Origin of the sequence: Sphingobium sp. 3R8 (assembly GCF_020166615.1) — a bacterium.
Lineage (GTDB): Bacteria > Pseudomonadota > Alphaproteobacteria > Sphingomonadales > Sphingomonadaceae > Sphingobium > Sphingobium bisphenolicum.
In genome coordinates, this window is the sequence record NZ_JAIQXR010000021.1 from 33,561 (window position 1) to 51,146 (window position 17,586).

The following is a 17,586-nucleotide window of genomic DNA, read 5'->3' on the forward strand; positions in this document are numbered from 1 at the left end:
CGCGCGACGTAACGGCCGGGCAGCGTCATGAACGCTGCCCGGCCGATAGGGTTTAGTCGCGCAGCAGCTCGTTGATGCCGGTCTTGGACCGGGTCTGAGCATCCACGCGCTTGACGATCACGGCGCAATAGAGGCTGGGGCCGGGCGTGCCGTCGGGCAGCGGCTTGCCGGGGAGCGAGCCCGGGACGATCACCGAATAGGGGGGTACTTCGCCCATGAAGACCTCCCCGGTGGCGCGGTCGATGATCTTGGTCGACTGGCCGATGAACACGCCCATCGACAGGACTGACCCCTTGCCGATACGCACGCCTTCGACCACTTCGGATCGCGCGCCGATGAAACAGTCATCCTCGATGATGACCGGATCGGCCTGGAGCGGCTCCAGTACGCCGCCGATGCCGACGCCGCCCGACAGATGGACATTCTTGCCGATCTGCGCGCAGCTTCCCACAGTGACCCAGGCGTCGACCATCGTGCCTTCATCGACGAAGGCGCCGATATTGACGAAGCTGGGCATCAGGATCGCGTTCTTCGCGATATGCGCGCCGGCGCGGGCGAAGGCGCCGGGGACCGCGCGGAAACCGGCGGCGCGGAACTCGGCCTCGCCCCAGCCCGCGAACTTGCTGGGTACCTTGTCCCACCAGAAACCGCCGCCCGGGCCGTTGTCGATCAGCGCATTATCGTTGAGGCGGAAGGACAGCAGCACCGCTTTCTTGAGCCACTGGTTGACCTGCCAGCCATCGGCGGTCGGCTCGGCGACGCGGCCCTTGCCGCTGTCGAGCAGGGCGAGCGCTTCATTGACCGCATCGCGCACCGCGCCCTGCGTGGTCAGGCTGACATTGGCGCGGTCGTCCCACGCGGCGTCGATAGTGGCTTGCAGGTCTTGGCTCATGGATGCTCCCCAATGATGGCGGCCAGAAATGGCGTCAGATGGTCGGTTTCATAATCGATGAAATCGGGATGATGGTCGTGATTGCCCGCTTCCGAGCCATTATTGACCCAGATGGTGGTCATGCCGATCGCCTTGGCGGGCTTGAGGTTGCGGGCCATATCCTCGAAAAAGGCGGCGCGGGTCGGATCGACGCCATGGACGCGGCACAGCGTGGCATAGCCCGACGGATCGGGCTTGGGCACATATTGGCAAGCATGGACGTCGTGAATCAGTTCGAACGCGTCGCCCAGGCCCAGCCGGTCCAGCACCCGCCGCGCATAGGCCGCATCGCCATTGGTGAAGATCAGGCGGCGACCGGGCAGGGCGGCGATATGGGCGTTGAGCGCCGGGTCGACCTCCAGCCGGTCCATCGATATGTCGTGGACATAGTCGAGATAGGCGTGCGGTTCGATGCCATGATGATGCATCAGGCCCGCCAGCGTGGTGCCATGCTCCATGAAATAGCGCTTCTGCGTTTCCCGTGCGATCACCGGGTCGCAACCGAGCAGCCCCTGGATAAATTCGCCCATCTTCACGTCGATCAGCGCGAACAGGTCCGCCTTCGCCGGGTAGAGCGTATTGTCCAGATCGAAGATCCAGCTATCGATATGGGCCATATCCGCGCGCATGGCCGCGCCCTAGTCCGGTGCGGGGGGAAGGGCAAGGCCTCTAACCCTTCTCCCCATACGCCCTTATCGTCATCGCCGCGCAGGCGGGGATTCATCTCCCACCCTGTAATCCCGCCGCAAGGTCTGGAGATGGATTCCCGCCTTCGCGGAAATGGACGGGCCTATATCCTATCTCCTCAACATCCCAGCGCTTCGCTGTCCTGATAGAAAGCCTGCACCGCATCCCACGCATCCTCCGCCGTCTCCACCCAGGTCAGCAGATTGAGGTCGCTGTGCGAAATTACGCCCTCATCCGCCAGTGCCTCGAAATCGACGACGCGGTTCCAGAAATCCTTGCCGAACAGCAGGATCGGGATCGGTTTCATCTTGCCGGTCTGGATCAGGGTCAGCAGCTCGAACATCTCGTCGAACGTGCCGAAGCCGCCGGGGAAGACCGCCAGGGCGCGGGCGCGCAGCAGGAAATGCATCTTGCGCAGCGCGAAATAGTGGAACTGGAAGCTCAGCTCCGGGGTCACGAAGCGGTTGGGCGCCTGTTCGTGCGGCAGGACGATGTTCATGCCGATCGTGGTCTGGCCGGCATCCTGCGCACCGCGATTGGCGGCTTCCATGATCGAGGGGCCGCCGCCCGAGCAGACGACGAAATGGCGGCATCCCGCCGCGTTCACCGGATATTGCGCGGCGATCCGGGCCAGACGGCGCGCTTCTTCATAATAGCGCGCCTTGGCGCCCAGCTTCTCCGCGATTCGCTTTTGCTCCGGCGTCGTCGCGGCGTCGATCCGCGCCTGGACCTGATCCGGTTCGGGGATGCGCGCCGAACCGTAGAAGACGAAGGTCGATTCGATTTTCGCTTCGTCCATCAGCAATTGGGGTTTCAGCAGCTCGAGCTGGAAGCGCACCGGGCGCAGATCTTCGCGCAGCAGGAATTCGGTATCCTGGAAGGCCAGCTTGTAGGCCGCGCTCTGGGTCTGGGGCGTGTCGAGCTGCTTCCTGGCGTCATGGGCCTCTTCGCGGGCCGGACGGAATTTGCGTTCTTCGATTTCTTTTTTCGTCATTTGCACCAACTTAGTGTGCCGCAATGACAAATCCAAGTCTGCTTGGTTCGGACGCAATGCTCGACCCCATAATCCGTTAGCGGCAAAAGCCGCCGCGGCCGCCCATGTCAAAATGGAAATGGTCATGATGGGCGGCGTTGTAGTCGGGGCTAAGGACGGTGTTGAACCGCTTGCAGGCGCTGGCGTGGACCAGTTGCAGGAACTGGCGGGTCTGTCTGTCGCCGTCCCAGTCCTTCTGGATGCTGATGCGCCGCCCGTCGGACAGGACGAAGGCGGATACGTCGATCGCATTGCTGTGCGCATGTTCGGACAATTTGCCGCTGCCCGCGATCGGACGGCAATTATAGGTGCCGAACGTCTCGATCTTCTCGATCTCCGCGCCGAAGATCACCCGTGCGGCCGGTTGCACGCCATAGCGCGCCCAGGCGGCGAAATTGGCGGCCAGGTTACAGGTCATCGCGCCCAGATTGGTCGCGGGCACGCCGATGTCGATCAGCTTCACGCTGTTCACCGCGCTGCATCCGCCCCCGAAATTCCGGTCGGGCAGGGGGGTGAAAGCGACCGCCTGCGATTGCAGTTTCGCGAAACATTGGCGCGTTTCCAGCGCCGGTTGTGCGGGCGCACGCACCGGCTGGGACGGGGGCGTCGGCATGCGCGCCACCCGACCGCGCGGCACCAGGTCGCCGCTGCATCCGCTCAATCCCAGCGCCAACAGCGCGGCCAGCGCGACGCCGTGCGCCGTCCCTATCCTTGTCGCCCACTCGCTCATGAGTCGGGATGCTAACAGGCAGAATCTTTACGAAGGTTAACGGCGCATTCGCTTCGTCCGATTTTCATGTGTCGCTTGACAGCCGTGTCGAAATCTCTAGTGCCGCCGACGGGCCACGCGGTCCCAACGCCGCGCTGCTCTCTGTAAGGAGACGCTACATGACTGATCTGACTGCCGTTGACGCCACCCTTGCGCCTGCCGCAAAGCCCGCAACCCGTCCGGCCCGCCCCTTTTTCTCTTCCGGTCCCTGCGCCAAGCCTCCGGGCTGGGATGCTGCCAAGCTGGCGACCGAGTCGCTTGGCCGTTCGCACCGCGCCAAGATCGGCAAGACCCGCCTTGCCTACAGCATCGACCTGATGCGCGAGCTGCTGAACCTGCCCGACACGCACCGCATCGGCATCGTGCCGGGCAGCGACACCGGCGCTTTCGAAATGGCGATGTGGACGATGCTGGGCGCCCGCCCCGTCACCACGCTGGCCTGGGAAAGCTTCGGCGAAGGCTGGGTGACGGACGCCGCCAAGCAGCTAAAGCTCGACCCCACCGTCATCCGCGCCGATTATGGCCAGTTGCCTGACCTGACGCAGGTCGATTTCAGCAATGACGTGCTGTTCACCTGGAACGGCACCACCTCGGGCGTGCGCGTGCCGAATGCCGACTGGATTCCGGCCGACCGCGAGGGCCTGACCTTCGCCGACGCGACCAGCGCGGTGTTCGCCTATGACATCGACTGGGCGAAGATCGACGTCGCCACCTTCTCCTGGCAGAAGGTGCTGGGCGGCGAGGGCGGCCATGGCGTGCTGATTCTCGGCCCCCGTGCCGTCGAGCGTCTGGAAACCCACACCCCCGCATGGCCGCTGCCCAAGGTGTTCCGCCTGATGGCGAAGGGCAAGCTGGCCGAAGGCGTGTTCAAGGGCGAAACCATCAACACGCCGTCCATGCTGGCGGTCGAAGACGCGATTTTCGCGCTGGAATGGGGCAAGTCGCTGGGCGGTTCGGCCGGCCTGATCGCGCGCAGCGACGCCAATGCGGCGGCGCTCAGCAAGATCGTCGCGGAGCGCGACTGGCTCGGCCATCTCGCCGTCGACGAAGCGTCGCGGTCGAAGACCAGCGTCTGCCTGACCGTCGAAGGCGCCGACGAAGCCTTCATCAAGGCTTTCGCCGCCCTCCTCGAAAAGGAAGGCACCGCCTATGACATCGCCGGTTATCGCGATGCCCCGGCCGGCCTGCGCATCTGGTGCGGCGCGACCGTCGAAACGGCGGATATCGAGGCGCTCGGCCCATGGCTCGACTGGGCCTACGCCCAGACCAAGGCTGCTGCTTAACTTCTATTTTTACCGTCATTCCCGCGAAGGCGGGAATCCATCTCCGGTCCTATCGACATAGGCAATGTCGGGAGATGGATCCCCGCCTTCGCGGGGATGACGGATATATTTCCAAAGGAAACACACATGCCCAAAGTCCTTATTTCCGACAAGATGGACCCCCGCGCAGCCGCGATCTTCCGTGAGCGCGGCGTGGAAGTCGACGAGATCACCGGCAAGACGCCGGAAGAGCTGATCGCCATCATCGGCGACTATGACGGACTCGCCATCCGCAGCTCGACCAAGGTGACGAAGGCGATCCTCGACGCCGCCACCAACCTCAAGGTCATCGGCCGCGCCGGCATCGGCGTCGACAATGTCGACATCCCCTATGCCTCGGCCAAGGGCGTGATCGTCATGAACACGCCGTTCGGCAACTCCATCACCACCGCCGAACATGCCATCGCGCTGATGTTCGCACTGGCCCGCCAGTTGCCAGAGGCCAATGCCCAGACGCAGCAGGGCCTGTGGCCCAAGAACGGCTTCATGGGCGTGGAAGTCACCGGCAAGACGCTGGGCCTGATCGGCGCGGGCAATATCGGATCGATCGTCGCCAGCCGCGCGCTGGGCCTCAAGATGAAGGTCGTCGCCTTCGATCCGTTCCTGACGCCCGAACGCGCCATCGAAATGGGCGTGGAAAAGGCCGATCTCGACACGCTGCTGGCCAAGGCCGACTTCATCACGCTGCACACGCCGCTGACCGACCAGACCCGCAACATTCTGAGCAAGGACAATCTCGCCAAGACCAAGAAGGGCGTGCGCATCATTAACTGCGCGCGCGGCGGGCTGATCGACGAAGCCGCGCTCAAGGAGGCGATGGATTCGGGCCATGTCGCGGGTGCCGCGCTCGACGTGTTCGTGCAGGAACCGGCCAAGGAATCGCCCTTGTTCGGCACGCCCAACTTCATCTGCACCCCGCATCTGGGCGCGTCGACCGACGAAGCGCAGGTCAATGTGGCGCTCCAGGTCGCCGATCAGCTCTCTGACTATCTGCTCGACGGCGGCATCACCAATGCCCTCAACGTGCCGTCGCTGTCGGCCGAGGAAGCGCCCAAGCTCAAGCCCTATATGGCGATCGCGGAGAAGCTGGGCAGCCTCGTGGGCCAGTTGGAAGGCGACCAGATCACCGGCGTCGCAGTGGAGGTGGAAGGCCATGCGGCCGAACTCAACCAGAAGCCGATCACCGCGGCCGTGCTGGCCGGCCTGATGCGCGTCTATTCGGACACGGTGAACATGGTCAACGCGCCCTTCCTGGCGAAGGAGCGCGGCCTGGACGTCCGTGAGGTCCGCCACGACCGCGAAGGCGATTACCAGACGCTGGTGCGCGTCACCGTGACCACCGAAAATGGCGAGCGCTCGGTCGCGGGCACGCTGTTCGGCCACGCCCAGCCGCGCCTGGTCGAACTGTTCGGCATCAAGGTGGAGGCCGATCTCGACGGCACCATGCTCTACATCGTCAATCAGGACGCGCCGGGCTTCATCGGTCGACTGGGCAGCAAGCTGGGCGAATCGGACGTCAATATCGGCACTTTCCACCTTGGCCGTCGCAACCAGGGCGGCGAAGCCGTGCTGCTGCTGTCGGTCGACGGCACCGTCACCGAACCGCTGCGCTGGGAAATCTGCAACCTGACCGGCGTGAAGCAGGTGAAGCTGCTGCGCTTTGCCTGATCTAAGTCGGAACGGAAACCGTTCGGTTCGGGCAGCTTCGAGCGAAGTCGAGAAGCGTCGTCGAGAACAGGTCTCGACAAGCTCGAACCGAACAGCGGATGGGGATGGCCTAGCCCAAAATTTCCGCTAAAGGGCCTGTCCCATGACCACCATCCCGCCAAGCCTCCTCCCCGAGGGCCTGTCCGATCGCCTGCCGCCGCAGGCCGAAGCCTCCGCGCGGCTGGCGCGCCGCGTGCTCGATACGGTCGCGACCCATGGCTATGAGCGCGTCATGCCGCCGCTCGCCGAGTTCGAGGACACGCTGACCCAGCGTCTCAAGTCCATGCGCGCGCAGGATCTGGTCCGCGCCGTCGATCCGGTGTCGCAGCGTAGCCTGGCGTTCCGCCCGGACATGACCGCGCAGGTCGGCCGCATCGCCGCCACCCGGCTGCGCGCCGCGCCGCGCCCGTTGCGCCTCTCCTATGCCGGGCCGGTGATCCGCCAGAAGGCCAGCCAGCTCCGCCCTGAGCGCGAAAAGATGCAGCTTGGCGCCGAACTGATCGGCAGCGACAGCGCCGCCGCCGCGGTGGAGATCGTCAATATCGCGATCGAGGCGCTGACCGCCGCGGGCGTCACCGGCATCACCATCGACTTCACCCTGCCCGATCTGATCGATGCATTGGCCGCTGGCCCGCTGCCGCTCGATCCGCAGGAGATCGAGGCGGTCCGCGCCGAACTGGATGCCAAGGACGCCGGCGCGTTGGCTGCGATCAGCCCCGCGGCCGCCGCCTATCTGCCGCTTATCGAAGCGACCGGGCCTTTCCACGCCGCTATGGAGCGACTGGAGGCGTTCAGCGCACAATTGGGCGGCGCGATCGACAGCCGCATTGCCGGCCTGCGCGCGATCGCCAAGCCGATCGGCTGGGACATCACGCTGACGCTCGACCCCACCGAGCGGCATGGTTTCGAATTTCAGAACTGGTTCGGCTTCTCGATCTTCGCCGAAGGGTTCATCGGTGAGATCGGTCGCGGCGGCAGCTACGCCATCGCCCGCGCCGACGGAGCGGATGAACCGGCCATGGGCTTCTCCCTTTATCCCGACCCGCTGATCGACGCGGGCTTCGGCGGCGAAAGCCCTAAGCGGCTGTTCCTGCCGCTCGGCCATGACGCCACGCGCGCGACAGAGCTGCGCGCACAAGGCTGGCACACCGTCGCCGCCTTGTCCGGGGACGAGGATGGCGCGGCGCAACGCTGCTCGCACTGGCTGGACGGAACAGGCCCGCGCGCCTACTGACTTGACTTCGCCGGGGCAGCGCGGCTAACGCGCGCCCCGAACGGGGCGTGACATGCGCCCGCTTGATCCCACCGGCATGCCGAGTCCCGTCGAAGGGCATGGCCGGTCCGCGCGGCGGGCGGAGGACTGTATCTGTGGCAAATGTAACGGTGATCGGCGCTCAGTGGGGCGACGAAGGCAAGGGCAAGATCGTCGACTGGCTGTCGGAGCGCGCCGACGTCGTCGCCCGTTTCCAGGGCGGCCATAATGCCGGTCACACGCTGGTCGTGGGCGAGAAGGTCTATAAGCTCTCGCTGCTGCCGTCGGGCATCGTGCGCGGCACGCTGTCGGTCATCGGCAATGGCGTGGTGCTGGATCCCTGGCATTTCCGCGACGAGGTCGCCAAGCTCAAGGGGCAGGGCGTCACCATCACGCCCGACAATCTCCAGATCGCGGAAACCTGCCCGCTGATCCTGCCCTTCCACCGCGACCTCGATGGCCTGCGCGAAGACGCATCGGGCGCGGGCAAGATCGGCACCACCCGCCGCGGCATCGGCCCGGCCTATGAGGACAAGGTCGGCCGCCGCGCCATCCGCGTGTGCGACCTCGCCCATCTGGACGACCTCGACCTCCAGATCGACCGGTTGACCGCCCATCACGACGCGCTGCGCGCCGGCTTCAACGAAGCGCCGATCGACCGCGCCCAGTTGATGGCCGATCTCACCGAAATCGCCGATTTCATCCTGCCCTTCGTCAAGCCGGTCTGGCTGACGCTGAACAAGGCCAAGGCGGCGGGCAAGCGCATCCTGTTCGAAGGCGCGCAGGGCACCTTGCTCGACATCGATCACGGCACCTATCCGTTCGTCACCTCGTCCAACACGGTGGCGGGCACGGCGGCGAGCGGCACCGGCCTTGGTCCCAATGCGGCCGGCTTCGTGCTGGGCATCGTCAAGGCTTACACCACCCGCGTCGGCTCCGGCCCGTTTCCGACCGAGCTGGAGGACGCCACCGGCCAGCGGCTCGGCGAGCGGGGCCATGAATTTGGCACCGTCACCGGCCGCAAGCGCCGCTGCGGCTGGTTCGACGCGGTGCTGGTGCGCCAGTCGGTCGCCGTGTCGGGCGTTACCGGCATCGCGCTCACCAAGCTGGACGTGCTGGACGGCTTCGATGAACTGAAGATCTGCGTCGGCTATCAGATCGGCGACCAGAGGTTCGACTACCTCCCCGCCCATGCGCAGGACCAGGCCAAGGCGCAGCCGATCTACGAAACGATCGAGGGCTGGCACGACACGACGGCCGGCGCGCGCAGCTGGGCGGACCTTCCGGCGCAGGCGATCAAATATATCCGCCGGATCGAAGAACTGATCGGTTGCCCGGTCACGCTCGTGTCCACGTCCCCGGAACGCGACGACACGATCCTCGTCCGCGATCCCTTCGCGGATTAAAGGGCATGGCCGAGCAACGTTTCGAACGCCACAAGCAGGCCTGGACCCAGGACGAAATCCAGAAGCTGCACACGCTCGCGAAGAAGGGCATGGGCCTCAAGGCCATCGCCAAGGCGCTGACCCGCACCGAGGAATCGGTCAAGGCCCGCGCCAAGGAAGACAGCCTGAACATCGCCAAGCTGCGGTGAAAACCATCCGTTCGTTTCGAGCGAAGTCGAGAAACGGATAGCATGCGCTTCGCGTCTGGACGCTATCGAACAGTCATGCGAAGACCGCCCCGCACCAACAGGGAAGGCCTCGCATGGCGCTCGACATTCTCGTTCTCTACGGCTCCTATCGACGCGGCAGGCTGGGCATCCGCCTCGCCGACTATATCGTCCGGGAAATCGAAGCGCTCGGCCACAAGGCCGAGTTGATCGACGCAAAAGCGGTCGATCTGCCCATGCTCGACCTGCGCTACAGCGACTATCCCGCCGGTGAAGCGCCCGCCGCCATGGCCCAACTGGCCGATCGCCTGACCGCGGCCGATGCCTTCATCGTCGTCGCGGGCGAATATAATCGCGGGATGCAGCCGGGCCTCAAAAATCTGGTCGATCATTATCTCAAGGAATTCGACCGCCGCCCGGCCGCCATCGCCAGCTATTCGATGGGCCGCTTCGCCGGGGTCAACAGCCATGCCGACTGGACGGTGACGCTGTCGGCCATGGGTATGGCGGTGGTGCCGGAGCGCCTGAGCGTCGGCCAGATCGGCCAGACGCTGGATGAAAATGCGCAGCCGCAGGGCGACGGCGGCGCGGCGCTGGCGCGCGGTTTCGCCGGTTTCGCGAAAAGCCTCATCTGGTGGGCGGAGGCGGCGCAGGCGAAGCGCTGAACCGCCGGTCGATCCACACCAGCGCATAGCCCGCCACGACGAAGCCGATCGCGATCAGCACCGCGTTGATCGCGACCTGCCCCACGCCGAATTTCGTCACATTGATGAAGGGATAGGCGTAGCTGCCTTCCGCCATCCCGCGCAGCAGGGCATAGGGCAGGTATAGCGCGGGAAAGATCGCCCAGATCCACGGATCACCCCAGCCCAACTGCCCCTTGGGCGCGAAGCCGATCCACCAGAGCGGCACCAGCACCGGCGTCACCTTATGCAGCAGCGTATCCGCCAGCAACGCCCCGCCGCTGAGCGACAACAGACCGCGCAGCAGCAGGCCATAGATGATCCCGACCAGCAGGATCGACAGCAGCATCCCGCCGACCAGCCGGGACGACACGCTGCGCCCCAGCGCGATCGCGCCCAGCGTCAGCACGACGAGGATATTGGCCCAGATGGTGAAGAAGCGCAGGATGGTCCACAGCGTCTCGCCGATCGATCCGGTCTGCGCCAGCGTGGCGTCGAACTGCACCGCCAGCCCGGTCAGGCTGACCAGCATGACGATCGCTGCGCCGATACGATAGCCGGTCATGTGGCGATCCTCCCCCGTTCATCCTCTTCGCCTGCCGCAATCACGGTCGCGGCCACCAGATCGCCGGCCACATTAAGCGCGGTGCGGCACATGTCGAGGAAACGATCGACTCCCAGCACCAACCCGATCCCTTCGGGCGGAACGCCGACCATGCCCAGGATCATCGCCACCACCGGCAGCGATCCGGCGGGCACGCCTGCAGTGCCGACCCCACCCAATATGCACACCAGCATCACCATAAATTGCTGCGTCAGGCTAAGGTCGACACCGAAAAACTGGGCGAGGAACAACACGGTGATGCCTTCGAACATCGCCGTGCCATTCTGGTTGGCGGTGGCGCCGATGGTGAGGACGAAGCGCGAAATGCGGCGCGGCAGGCGCAGCTTGTCCTCCGCCACCCGGATCGCGGTGGGCAGGGTGGCGTTGGAGGAGGCGGTGGCGAAGGCCATGACGCTCGCCTCCTGCACCGCGGCGAAGAAGCGGAGCGGCGACCGCTTCGCCAGAAAGGCGATCAGCAGCGGATAGATGACGAACATCTGGATCACGAGCGCCAGCAGCACGACCCCGACATAGGCGGACAGGCGGATCAGCAAGTCCCAGCCGAACTGCGCGGCGAGATTGAACATGAAGCAGGCGATGGCGATCGGGGCGAGGCGGATGACGATGCCGATCAGCCGCATCGTCACCTTGAACAGCCCCTCCATCGCGGTCAGCAATATCTTCGACTGTTCGGTCTGCACGAGCACGAGGCCAATGCCGAAGAAGAGGGCGAAGACCATCACCGCCAATATGTCGTTATCGGCCATCGCGCCGATGATATTGTCGGGAATGATCGCGATCAGCGCCTGCATGCCGCTCGGCGTGTCGCCGCTGCGGGCCAGGATCGCCTTGGCGCCTGAACCCGCATCGGCCAGCATCGCCTGCGCCTGCGCCGGGTCGACCCCGCCGCCCGGCCGCAGCAGGTCGACGAGCAGCAGGTTGATGACGACGGCGATGCCCGATACGACCAGCGTATAGAGGAGGGTGCGCACCCCGATCCGCCGCAACGATCGCATCTCCCCCATTTCGGCGATGCCTACGATCAGCGCCGACACGAGCAGCGGGATGACGAGCATGAACAGCAGCCGCAGGAAGACCTGCCCGATCGGCCCGGTGACATAGGTGGTGACGATATCGACCCAGCGCGCCTCAGGGGCCGTCATATAGACGGCCAGGCCCAGGATCAGGCCGGTCAGGAACCCGGCCAGCATCTGCCACTGGAGCGATAGCGCCGCCTTCTTGCCGCTGCTGTCGGACGCGTCGCTGGTCACAGGCTTCTCCGCTGGATCCCCAATTCAACGAGTCGCGGCGGCGCGAGTTGCGTCGGCCCCGATATTTCGTTTCGCTATGGCATCAAGGGAGCATTTCCGCGACGCTGGCGTTACCGCAGTCGATTGTTTCCGGAGACCTGCATGATCGTCGATCCCGTTCCCAGCCTGCGCCGGCTGGCCGCCGAAGTCTGGAAGCCGCTGACCCTGTTGTTCGTCTGGGACTGCGCGGTCACGATCACTTATTATGTGTTGCCCTTCAAGGCGCCCTCGTTGCCGCTGACCATCTTCGGGTCGGCGCTCGCGCTGTTCCTGGGCTTCCGATCCAACAGCGCCTATCAGCGCTGGTGGGAAGGGCGGATATTATGGGGCGCGATGATCAATGCGTCGCGCAGCCTGGCCCGTGCGGCTCGCAACTTCCTGCCCGATCCGCAGGCCCGCGACCTGAAGCGCGAGATCGTGATGCGCCAGATCGCTTATGTGAACGCGCTGCGTTGCCAGTTGCGCCGCCAGCCGATCAGCGAGGATGTGACCAGTTTCCTGCGGGAAGAGGACAGGGGCAAGGCGCTGGCCCGCGCCAATCCCGCCAACGGCCTGCTCGACAGCACCGGCCGGCGCATCGACATCGCCCGACGCGAAGGCTGGATCGACACCATCCAGCAGGCGCAGATGGAGGCGGTGCTGGTCGATATCGCCAATGCGCAAGGCGGGATGGAGCGGATCAAGAACACGCCGTTGCCGATGCAATATCGGTTCTTGCCGACGCTGTTCGCCCATATCTTCTGCATATTGCTGCCGATCGGTCTGGTCGAATCGCTGGGTTTCGCGACCCCGCTGGGATCGACGGTGGCGGGCCTGATGTTCCTGGCGGTGTTGCGGATCGGCGACGATCTGGTCGATCCCTTCGACAACAGCGTGCATGACGTCCCGCTGTCGGCGATGTGCCGGACGATCGAGATCGACCTGCTCCAGTCGATCGGCGACCCCGCGCCCGAACCGGCGCAGCCGGTGCGCGGCGTGTTGTGGTGAAGGAGGCTCGTTTTCCCGCCTGCGCGGGAACACGCCAGCCTCTGCTTACCCCTTCTGCCCGTCGTCCACCATGTCCGGCGCCAGTTCCAGTCCCCCGCGACCATGGGCCGCGCCATGCGCCGGTGCCTTGGGATGTTCTACGTCGATCGGTTCCTCGACCTCCAGCATCCCTTCCCATTTGGTGATGACGGATGTCGCGATGGCGTTGCCCAGCACGTTGGTCGCGGTGCGGCCCATGTCCATGAAGTGATCGACCGCCAGGATGAAGGCGATGCCCTCCACCGGCAGGTCGAACTGGCCCAGCGTCGCGGCGACCACCACGAGGCTCGCGCGCGGCACCGCGGCGATGCCCTTGCTGGTGACCATCAGCACCAGCAATATGGTGATCTGCGTCGCGATCGGCAGGTCGATGCCATAGGCCTGGGCGATGAAGATGGTGGCGAAGGTCGAATACATCATCGACCCGTCGAGGTTGAAGCTATAGCCCAGCGGCAGCACGAAGCTGTAGATGCGGCGCGGAATGCCGAAGCGGTCGAGCTGCTCCAGCATCTTGGGGTAAGCGGCTTCGGACGACGCGGTGGAGAAAGCGATCAGGATCGGTTCGCGGACATAGCGGATCAGTTTGAACATCCGCTTGCCCAGGAAAATCGATCCCGCACCGAACAGCAGCAGCCACAGGCAGAAGAGCGCAATGTAGAATTCGCCGACCAGCGCGCCGTAGGTTTTAAGGACGCCCAGCCCCTGCACGGTCACCGACGACGCCAGCGCGCCGAACACCGCGAACGGCGCGACGCGCATGACATAGCCCGTCACCTGCAGCATCAGTTCGACCATCGATTCGATGACGGTGATGATCGGCTTGCCCTTGTCGCCGATGGCGGTCAGCGCAACGCCCACGAACAGCGAGAAGACGACGATCTGGAGGATCTGGTTGTCCGCCATCGCCCCGATCATGGAGGTCGGGAAGACATGGAGGATGAAGTCGCGGAAGTTGAGCGCTTCGGTGCTGACGCCCGCGTCCGCACCGGACCGGACCAGGTTCAGGCCCTCGCCCGGCGCGAAGAAATTGACGAAGATCAGGCCCAGCGTCAGCGAAATCAGGCTGGCGATGATGAACCAGGCGAGCGCGCGCCCGCCGATCCGCCCCAGCGCCGCGCTGTCGCCCATATGGGCTATGCCCGCGACCAGCGTGGAAAAGACCAGAGGCGCGATGATCATCTTTATCAGGTGCAGGAAGATGTCGGCCAGCAGGTGGAAATAGCCCGCCACATCCTTCGCCAGCGTCTCGTCGCCGCCGACCCAAAGATTGGCCACGAAGCCGGTCAACACCCCCAGGACCATGCCGATGAGGATGAAGGCTGTCAGTCTGTTTCGCATCAAATCCCTTTAGGCTGCCCGTGCGCAGCCCCCGCCTATTGTACGTCTGTCAGGCCGACACCTAACAGGCGCATGGGCCACCCGCAATCGCGGCGCGTCCCCGCGCATCAGGGAAGACGAAGCAGCGCCGCCTTTCCACGCCCCTGGATGTGTGCGCTCAGGGGTAAAGCAGTCCTTCGCGCCAATCCGCTTGCGCGCCGACGCCGGCCCGTTCGAACAGGCGGCGCTCGTGCAGCCTATGTTCGCGATCCTGCCAGAACTCGATCCGTTCGGGGGTGAGGCGGAAGCCCGACCAGTGCGGCGGGCGTGGCACCGGACCTTCTGCGAAGCGGGCGCTGACCGTATCGAAACGGTCCATGAAGGTCTGCCGGTCGGGCAGGGGGCGGGACTGGTCGGACGCCCAGGCGCCGAGCTGGCTGTCGCGGCTGCGGGTCGCGAAATAGGCGTCGGCGGTCGCGTCGTCGACCGGGCCGACCGCGCCCTCGACGCGAATTTGGCGGCGCAGCGATTTCCAGTGGAAGAGCAGGGCGGCATGCGGGTTTTCCAGCAACTCGCCCGCCTTGCGCCCCTCGAAATTGGTGTAGAACACGAAGCCGTCCGGCCCATGGCCCTTGAGCAGGACCATGCGGACGGCCGGCCGCCCGCGCGCATCGGCGGTGGCCAGCGCCATGGCGTTGCTATCGTTGATTTCGGTATCGCGCGCTTGGGCGTACCACTCGTCGAACAGGGCGAAGGGATCGGTCATGCCCGATCCTTAAGCGGCGGCCCCGCCCCTGTCGATACGCCGCTGTCGATAAGGGGAAGCAGGATCCGGGGCGGCGCATGGCCGCCCCGGATCGCGTGGGTGGATCAGAAGCGGAAGCCCAGGCCCGCCGACCAGCTGGTATAGCTGCCCGCCTTGATCAGGTTCATGTTCAGGCGGACGAGGTCGCGGGCGTTGCGCGCGCTTTCCTCGCGACCGCGCAGGCCCAGCGACAGCGTCACTTCATGGAATGTGTTGTAATAGAGCTTGTCGCCCGCATAATTGGTCATGGCATAGCTGACCCGCGCCGACGTGTTGCGCCCCAGCCCCCGGAACTTGAGCGGCAGGTCATAGGCGATGCCGTTGCGGAACGCCCAGTTCTTCAAGCCCGGATTGACGTTATAGCCGGTGATGCCGGTGCTCAGCGTGGTGGTATAGCCCACCATGTTGCCGATCACGAGCCGGCCGCGACCCAGGCCGTCGAACACGTAACGGCTGGCGATGGTGGTGGACAGCATGTTGCCGACCGATCCGAGCTGGTCCGACGCCGTGATGCCGTAACCGACGCGCGGTTCCAGCGACCAGCGGCGGGCGATGACCGGAAATTCGACGCCGACGCCGAACTGGGCGGTGGCGGCGCGCGCGCCGTTCACTTCGGAATAGCTGACCGGCAGGTCGAATTTCAGCAGCGCGCGGCCGCCTTCGGTCAGGCGGAAGCTGCGGGCGACGCGCCCGTCGATCCGCATGAAGTCGTAACGACCGCCGTTCGAAGACCCCCCATTATAGCTGGCGCCCATGATCCACGGATCGCCCGCCGTGTTGGTGCCGCCGCTGGCCGCATCCTGTTCGATCGCCGAATCGCCCGACGTCAGGTCGAGGCTCGACCGAATGAGGCCGCTCTGCACCGATCCCGGATTGCCCGCGAGCGGATCGACCGGCGAATAGCGCGCCAGCGACTTGAGCAGCAGGCGGACCAGCCGTTCGGCCTCTGCATTATCGATATCGTTGAGATAGCTGTCGAACAGGTCGTAGGAGGCCTGTCGCGACGTGCCGTTGAAGCGATTCTGATAGACTTCGCCCGCGGCGTCGAGCGCCGGGATCGAGATACGGAACACCGAACTGTTCACGTCATAATAGCCATAGATGGGCAGCCCCCGGAAATCGATCAGGCCGCTGACCGGCAGCAGGTCGTTATAGCGCGCGCCATAGCGTTCGCGCAGTCGCTGCGGATTCATGAAATCCTGCCCGTCATTGGCGATGTCCAGGCCATAGCTGTCGGTGATCGTCACCCCGCCGCCCACGCCCAGCGTCACGCCGATACGGAACAGGCTCTGGATGCCGTCCAGCTGTTGCGGCGAAGGCGGCGGCGGCCCGACCTGCGCCTGTGCGACGGGCGCCATCGCCCATAGCGCGGCCATCGCGCCAACCGCGCTCCATCCGAATTTATGCATGTTTTACAACCCCCAAATGATAGGTCCGCCACCCCGGGGCGGACTGCCTGCCGCTAGCAGCGCGATTTTTCGCGCACATACCCCGGCAGGGGTATCCGACGGCATCAAAGCCACGCACGGCTTGAATGTCGGCGCGGCATCGTCCACATAGTCGGCAAGTGATGCTTTTGTGCAACAGGTAGAATGATGGCCGATCCCTATTCCCTTCTGGGTGTGACGCGCAGCGCGACCGATGCGGAGATCAAATCCGCCTATCGCAAGCTCGCCAAGGAGCTTCACCCCGACAAGAACAAGGATAACCCACAGGCGGCGGACAAATTCTCCGCCGTCACCAACGCCTATGATCTGCTGTCCGACAAGGACAAGCGCGCCCGTTTCGACCGGGGGGAGATTGACGGCGACGGCAATCCGGCCGCGCCCTTCGGCTATGGCGGCGGGGGCGGCGGCGGTTTTCGCGGCCAGCCGGGTGGCGGCTTCGATCAGGGCGGGGCAGACTTCGGCGATATCTTCGAAGGGCTGTTCGGCGGCGCCGGTCGCCGCGCGGGCGGGGGCGGCGGCTTTGGTGGCGGATTCGGCCGACAGGCGCCGCCGCAAAAGGGCGCAAATGTCGCCTATCGCCTGGCGGTCCAGTTCACCGACGCGGCGACCCTCGCGCCGCAGCGGATCACCTTGCAGGACGGCAAGACCATCGACCTGAAGCTGCCCGCCGGGGTCGAAAGCGGCACCCAGATGCGCCTGTCGGGCAAGGGGCAGGCCGGGCCGGGCGGTGCGGGCGACGCGATCGTCACGATCGAGGTCAAGTCGCACCCCTTCTTCACCCGCGACGGCGACAATGTGCTGCTCGACCTGCCCATCACGCTCGACGAAGCGGTGAAGGGCGGCAAGGTCAAGGTGCCGACCGTCGACGGACCGGTCATGCTGGGCGTGACCGCAGGCGCATCCTCCGGCAAGACGCTGCGCCTGCGCGGCAAGGGCTTTACCGGCAAGGACGGCCAGCGCGGCGACCAGTTGGTGACGATCCAGATCGACGTGCCGTCCGACGACCCGGCGATCAAGGCGCTGGTCGAAAGCTGGCAGGACGAACGGCCGGTGCGCGCCCATCTGGGCGTGTGATGCGTT

The 17,586-nt window shown here is 65.2% G+C and carries 17 protein-coding genes; 8 read left to right on the forward strand and 9 right to left on the reverse strand.

Going from position 1 to position 17,586, the window contains the following annotated elements; genetic code table 11:
- Positions 1-52: 52 nt before the first annotated feature.
- The 4 genes from dapD to K9B33_RS18050 all read right to left on the reverse strand — a co-directional run bounded on the left by dapD (position 53) and on the right by K9B33_RS18050 (position 3,381).
- Positions 53-892: a 2,3,4,5-tetrahydropyridine-2,6-dicarboxylate N-succinyltransferase gene (gene dapD / locus K9B33_RS18035; protein WP_224550460.1), complete on the reverse strand. Its 840-nt coding sequence runs from the start codon at positions 890-892 to the stop codon at positions 53-55.
- Positions 889-1,560: a pyrimidine 5'-nucleotidase gene (locus tag K9B33_RS18040; protein ID WP_224550461.1), complete on the reverse strand. Its 672-nt coding sequence runs from the start codon at positions 1,558-1,560 to the stop codon at positions 889-891. Before K9B33_RS18040 ends, dapD begins: the two co-directional genes overlap by 4 nt.
- Positions 1,561-1,736: 176 nt before the next feature.
- Entirely contained in the window at positions 1,737-2,612 is an 876-nt protein-coding gene (locus K9B33_RS18045; protein ID WP_224550462.1) for a TIGR00730 family Rossman fold protein, read from the reverse strand.
- Positions 2,613-2,688: 76 nt separating this feature from the next.
- Complete coding sequence (locus K9B33_RS18050) at positions 2,689-3,381, reverse strand: extensin family protein (RefSeq protein ID WP_224550463.1); 693 nt, start codon at positions 3,379-3,381, stop codon at positions 2,689-2,691.
- A gap of 158 nt (positions 3,382-3,539) precedes the next feature.
- Between K9B33_RS18050 and K9B33_RS18055 the strand changes: the two genes are divergently transcribed.
- From K9B33_RS18055 to K9B33_RS18080, 6 genes are all read left to right on the forward strand, one after another.
- Positions 3,540-4,703, forward strand: coding sequence for a phosphoserine transaminase (locus tag K9B33_RS18055; protein WP_224550464.1), 1,164 nt, complete (start codon positions 3,540-3,542; stop codon positions 4,701-4,703).
- A 126-nt stretch (positions 4,704-4,829) separates the two neighbouring features.
- Complete coding sequence (serA, locus tag K9B33_RS18060) at positions 4,830-6,410, forward strand: phosphoglycerate dehydrogenase (protein WP_224550465.1); 1,581 nt, start codon at positions 4,830-4,832, stop codon at positions 6,408-6,410.
- A 142-nt stretch (positions 6,411-6,552) separates the two neighbouring features.
- The gene (locus K9B33_RS18065; protein ID WP_224550466.1) at positions 6,553-7,683 is read left to right on the forward strand and encodes an ATP phosphoribosyltransferase regulatory subunit; all 1,131 of its coding nucleotides are present in this window, start codon (positions 6,553-6,555) and stop codon (positions 7,681-7,683) included.
- A gap of 134 nt (positions 7,684-7,817) precedes the next feature.
- Positions 7,818-9,107, forward strand: a complete 1,290-nt coding sequence (locus tag K9B33_RS18070) for an adenylosuccinate synthase (RefSeq protein ID WP_224550467.1) — start codon at positions 7,818-7,820, stop codon at positions 9,105-9,107.
- Positions 9,108-9,112: 5 nt separating this feature from the next.
- On the forward strand, positions 9,113-9,295 hold the full coding sequence (locus tag K9B33_RS18075) for a hypothetical protein (protein WP_088185239.1): 183 nt from the start codon (positions 9,113-9,115) through the stop codon (positions 9,293-9,295).
- Positions 9,296-9,408: 113 nt separating this feature from the next.
- Positions 9,409-9,978, forward strand: a complete 570-nt coding sequence (locus K9B33_RS18080) for an NADPH-dependent FMN reductase (protein ID WP_224550468.1) — start codon at positions 9,409-9,411, stop codon at positions 9,976-9,978.
- Here K9B33_RS18080 and K9B33_RS18085 read toward each other — a convergent pair.
- Together K9B33_RS18085 and K9B33_RS18090 are read right to left on the reverse strand one after the other, a co-directional pair.
- A complete protein-coding gene (locus tag K9B33_RS18085; protein ID WP_224550469.1) occupies positions 9,941-10,561 on the reverse strand; it encodes a Pr6Pr family membrane protein in 621 nt (206 codons plus the stop codon). The genes K9B33_RS18080 and K9B33_RS18085 overlap by 38 nt on opposite strands.
- Complete coding sequence (locus tag K9B33_RS18090) at positions 10,558-11,811, reverse strand: dicarboxylate/amino acid:cation symporter (RefSeq protein ID WP_224550517.1); 1,254 nt, start codon at positions 11,809-11,811, stop codon at positions 10,558-10,560. The genes K9B33_RS18085 and K9B33_RS18090 overlap by 4 nt, the downstream gene beginning before the upstream one ends.
- Positions 11,812-12,012: 201 nt before the next feature.
- Here K9B33_RS18090 and K9B33_RS18095 point away from each other — a divergent pair, with 201 nt between their 5' ends.
- On the forward strand, positions 12,013-12,897 hold the full coding sequence (locus K9B33_RS18095) for a bestrophin family protein (protein ID WP_224550470.1): 885 nt from the start codon (positions 12,013-12,015) through the stop codon (positions 12,895-12,897).
- Positions 12,898-12,942: 45 nt separating this feature from the next.
- Here K9B33_RS18095 and K9B33_RS18100 read toward each other — a convergent pair whose 3' ends face one another.
- The 3 genes from K9B33_RS18100 to K9B33_RS18110 form a co-directional block, all read right to left on the reverse strand.
- Positions 12,943-14,274, reverse strand: coding sequence for a dicarboxylate/amino acid:cation symporter (locus K9B33_RS18100; protein ID WP_224550471.1), 1,332 nt, complete (start codon positions 14,272-14,274; stop codon positions 12,943-12,945).
- A 157-nt stretch (positions 14,275-14,431) separates the two neighbouring features.
- Positions 14,432-15,019, reverse strand: coding sequence for a pyridoxamine 5'-phosphate oxidase (gene pdxH / locus K9B33_RS18105; RefSeq protein WP_224550472.1), 588 nt, complete (start codon positions 15,017-15,019; stop codon positions 14,432-14,434).
- 104 nt (positions 15,020-15,123) lie between these two features.
- Positions 15,124-16,467, reverse strand: a complete 1,344-nt coding sequence (locus K9B33_RS18110; RefSeq protein WP_224550473.1) for a hypothetical protein — start codon at positions 16,465-16,467, stop codon at positions 15,124-15,126.
- A gap of 186 nt (positions 16,468-16,653) precedes the next feature.
- Here K9B33_RS18110 and K9B33_RS18115 point away from each other — a divergent pair, with 186 nt between their 5' ends.
- The gene (locus K9B33_RS18115) at positions 16,654-17,580 is read left to right on the forward strand and encodes a DnaJ C-terminal domain-containing protein (RefSeq protein WP_224550518.1); all 927 of its coding nucleotides are present in this window, start codon (positions 16,654-16,656) and stop codon (positions 17,578-17,580) included.
- The last annotated feature ends 6 nt before the right edge of the window (positions 17,581-17,586 follow it).

Excerpts from the sequence above, each read along its gene's own strand:
- K9B33_RS18110 (WP_224550473.1), bottom strand. The coding sequence starts at position 16,467 with ATGCATAAATTCGGATGGAGCGCGGTTGGCGCGATGGCCGCGCTATGG.
- K9B33_RS18100 (WP_224550471.1), bottom strand. The coding sequence starts at position 14,274 with ATGCGAAACAGACTGACAGCCTTCATCCTCATCGGCATGGTCCTGGGG.
- dapD (WP_224550460.1), bottom strand. The coding sequence starts at position 892 with ATGAGCCAAGACCTGCAAGCCACTATCGACGCCGCGTGGGACGACCGC.
- serA (WP_224550465.1), top strand. The coding sequence starts at position 4,830 with ATGCCCAAAGTCCTTATTTCCGACAAGATGGACCCCCGCGCAGCCGCG.
- K9B33_RS18090 (WP_224550517.1), bottom strand. The coding sequence starts at position 11,811 with ATGCTGGCCGGGTTCCTGACCGGCCTGATCCTGGGCCTGGCCGTCTAT.
- pdxH (WP_224550472.1), bottom strand. The coding sequence starts at position 15,019 with ATGACCGATCCCTTCGCCCTGTTCGACGAGTGGTACGCCCAAGCGCGC.
- K9B33_RS18075 (WP_088185239.1), top strand. The coding sequence starts at position 9,113 with ATGGCCGAGCAACGTTTCGAACGCCACAAGCAGGCCTGGACCCAGGAC.
- K9B33_RS18085 (WP_224550469.1), bottom strand. The coding sequence starts at position 10,561 with ATGACCGGCTATCGTATCGGCGCAGCGATCGTCATGCTGGTCAGCCTG.
- K9B33_RS18080 (WP_224550468.1), top strand. The coding sequence starts at position 9,409 with ATGGCGCTCGACATTCTCGTTCTCTACGGCTCCTATCGACGCGGCAGG.
- K9B33_RS18095 (WP_224550470.1), top strand. The coding sequence starts at position 12,013 with ATGATCGTCGATCCCGTTCCCAGCCTGCGCCGGCTGGCCGCCGAAGTC.
- K9B33_RS18040 (WP_224550461.1), bottom strand. The coding sequence starts at position 1,560 with ATGCGCGCGGATATGGCCCATATCGATAGCTGGATCTTCGATCTGGAC.
- K9B33_RS18050 (WP_224550463.1), bottom strand. The coding sequence starts at position 3,381 with ATGAGCGAGTGGGCGACAAGGATAGGGACGGCGCACGGCGTCGCGCTG.
- K9B33_RS18055 (WP_224550464.1), top strand. The coding sequence starts at position 3,540 with ATGACTGATCTGACTGCCGTTGACGCCACCCTTGCGCCTGCCGCAAAG.
- K9B33_RS18065 (WP_224550466.1), top strand. The coding sequence starts at position 6,553 with ATGACCACCATCCCGCCAAGCCTCCTCCCCGAGGGCCTGTCCGATCGC.
- K9B33_RS18115 (WP_224550518.1), top strand. The coding sequence starts at position 16,654 with ATGGCCGATCCCTATTCCCTTCTGGGTGTGACGCGCAGCGCGACCGAT.
- K9B33_RS18045 (WP_224550462.1), bottom strand. The coding sequence starts at position 2,612 with ATGACGAAAAAAGAAATCGAAGAACGCAAATTCCGTCCGGCCCGCGAA.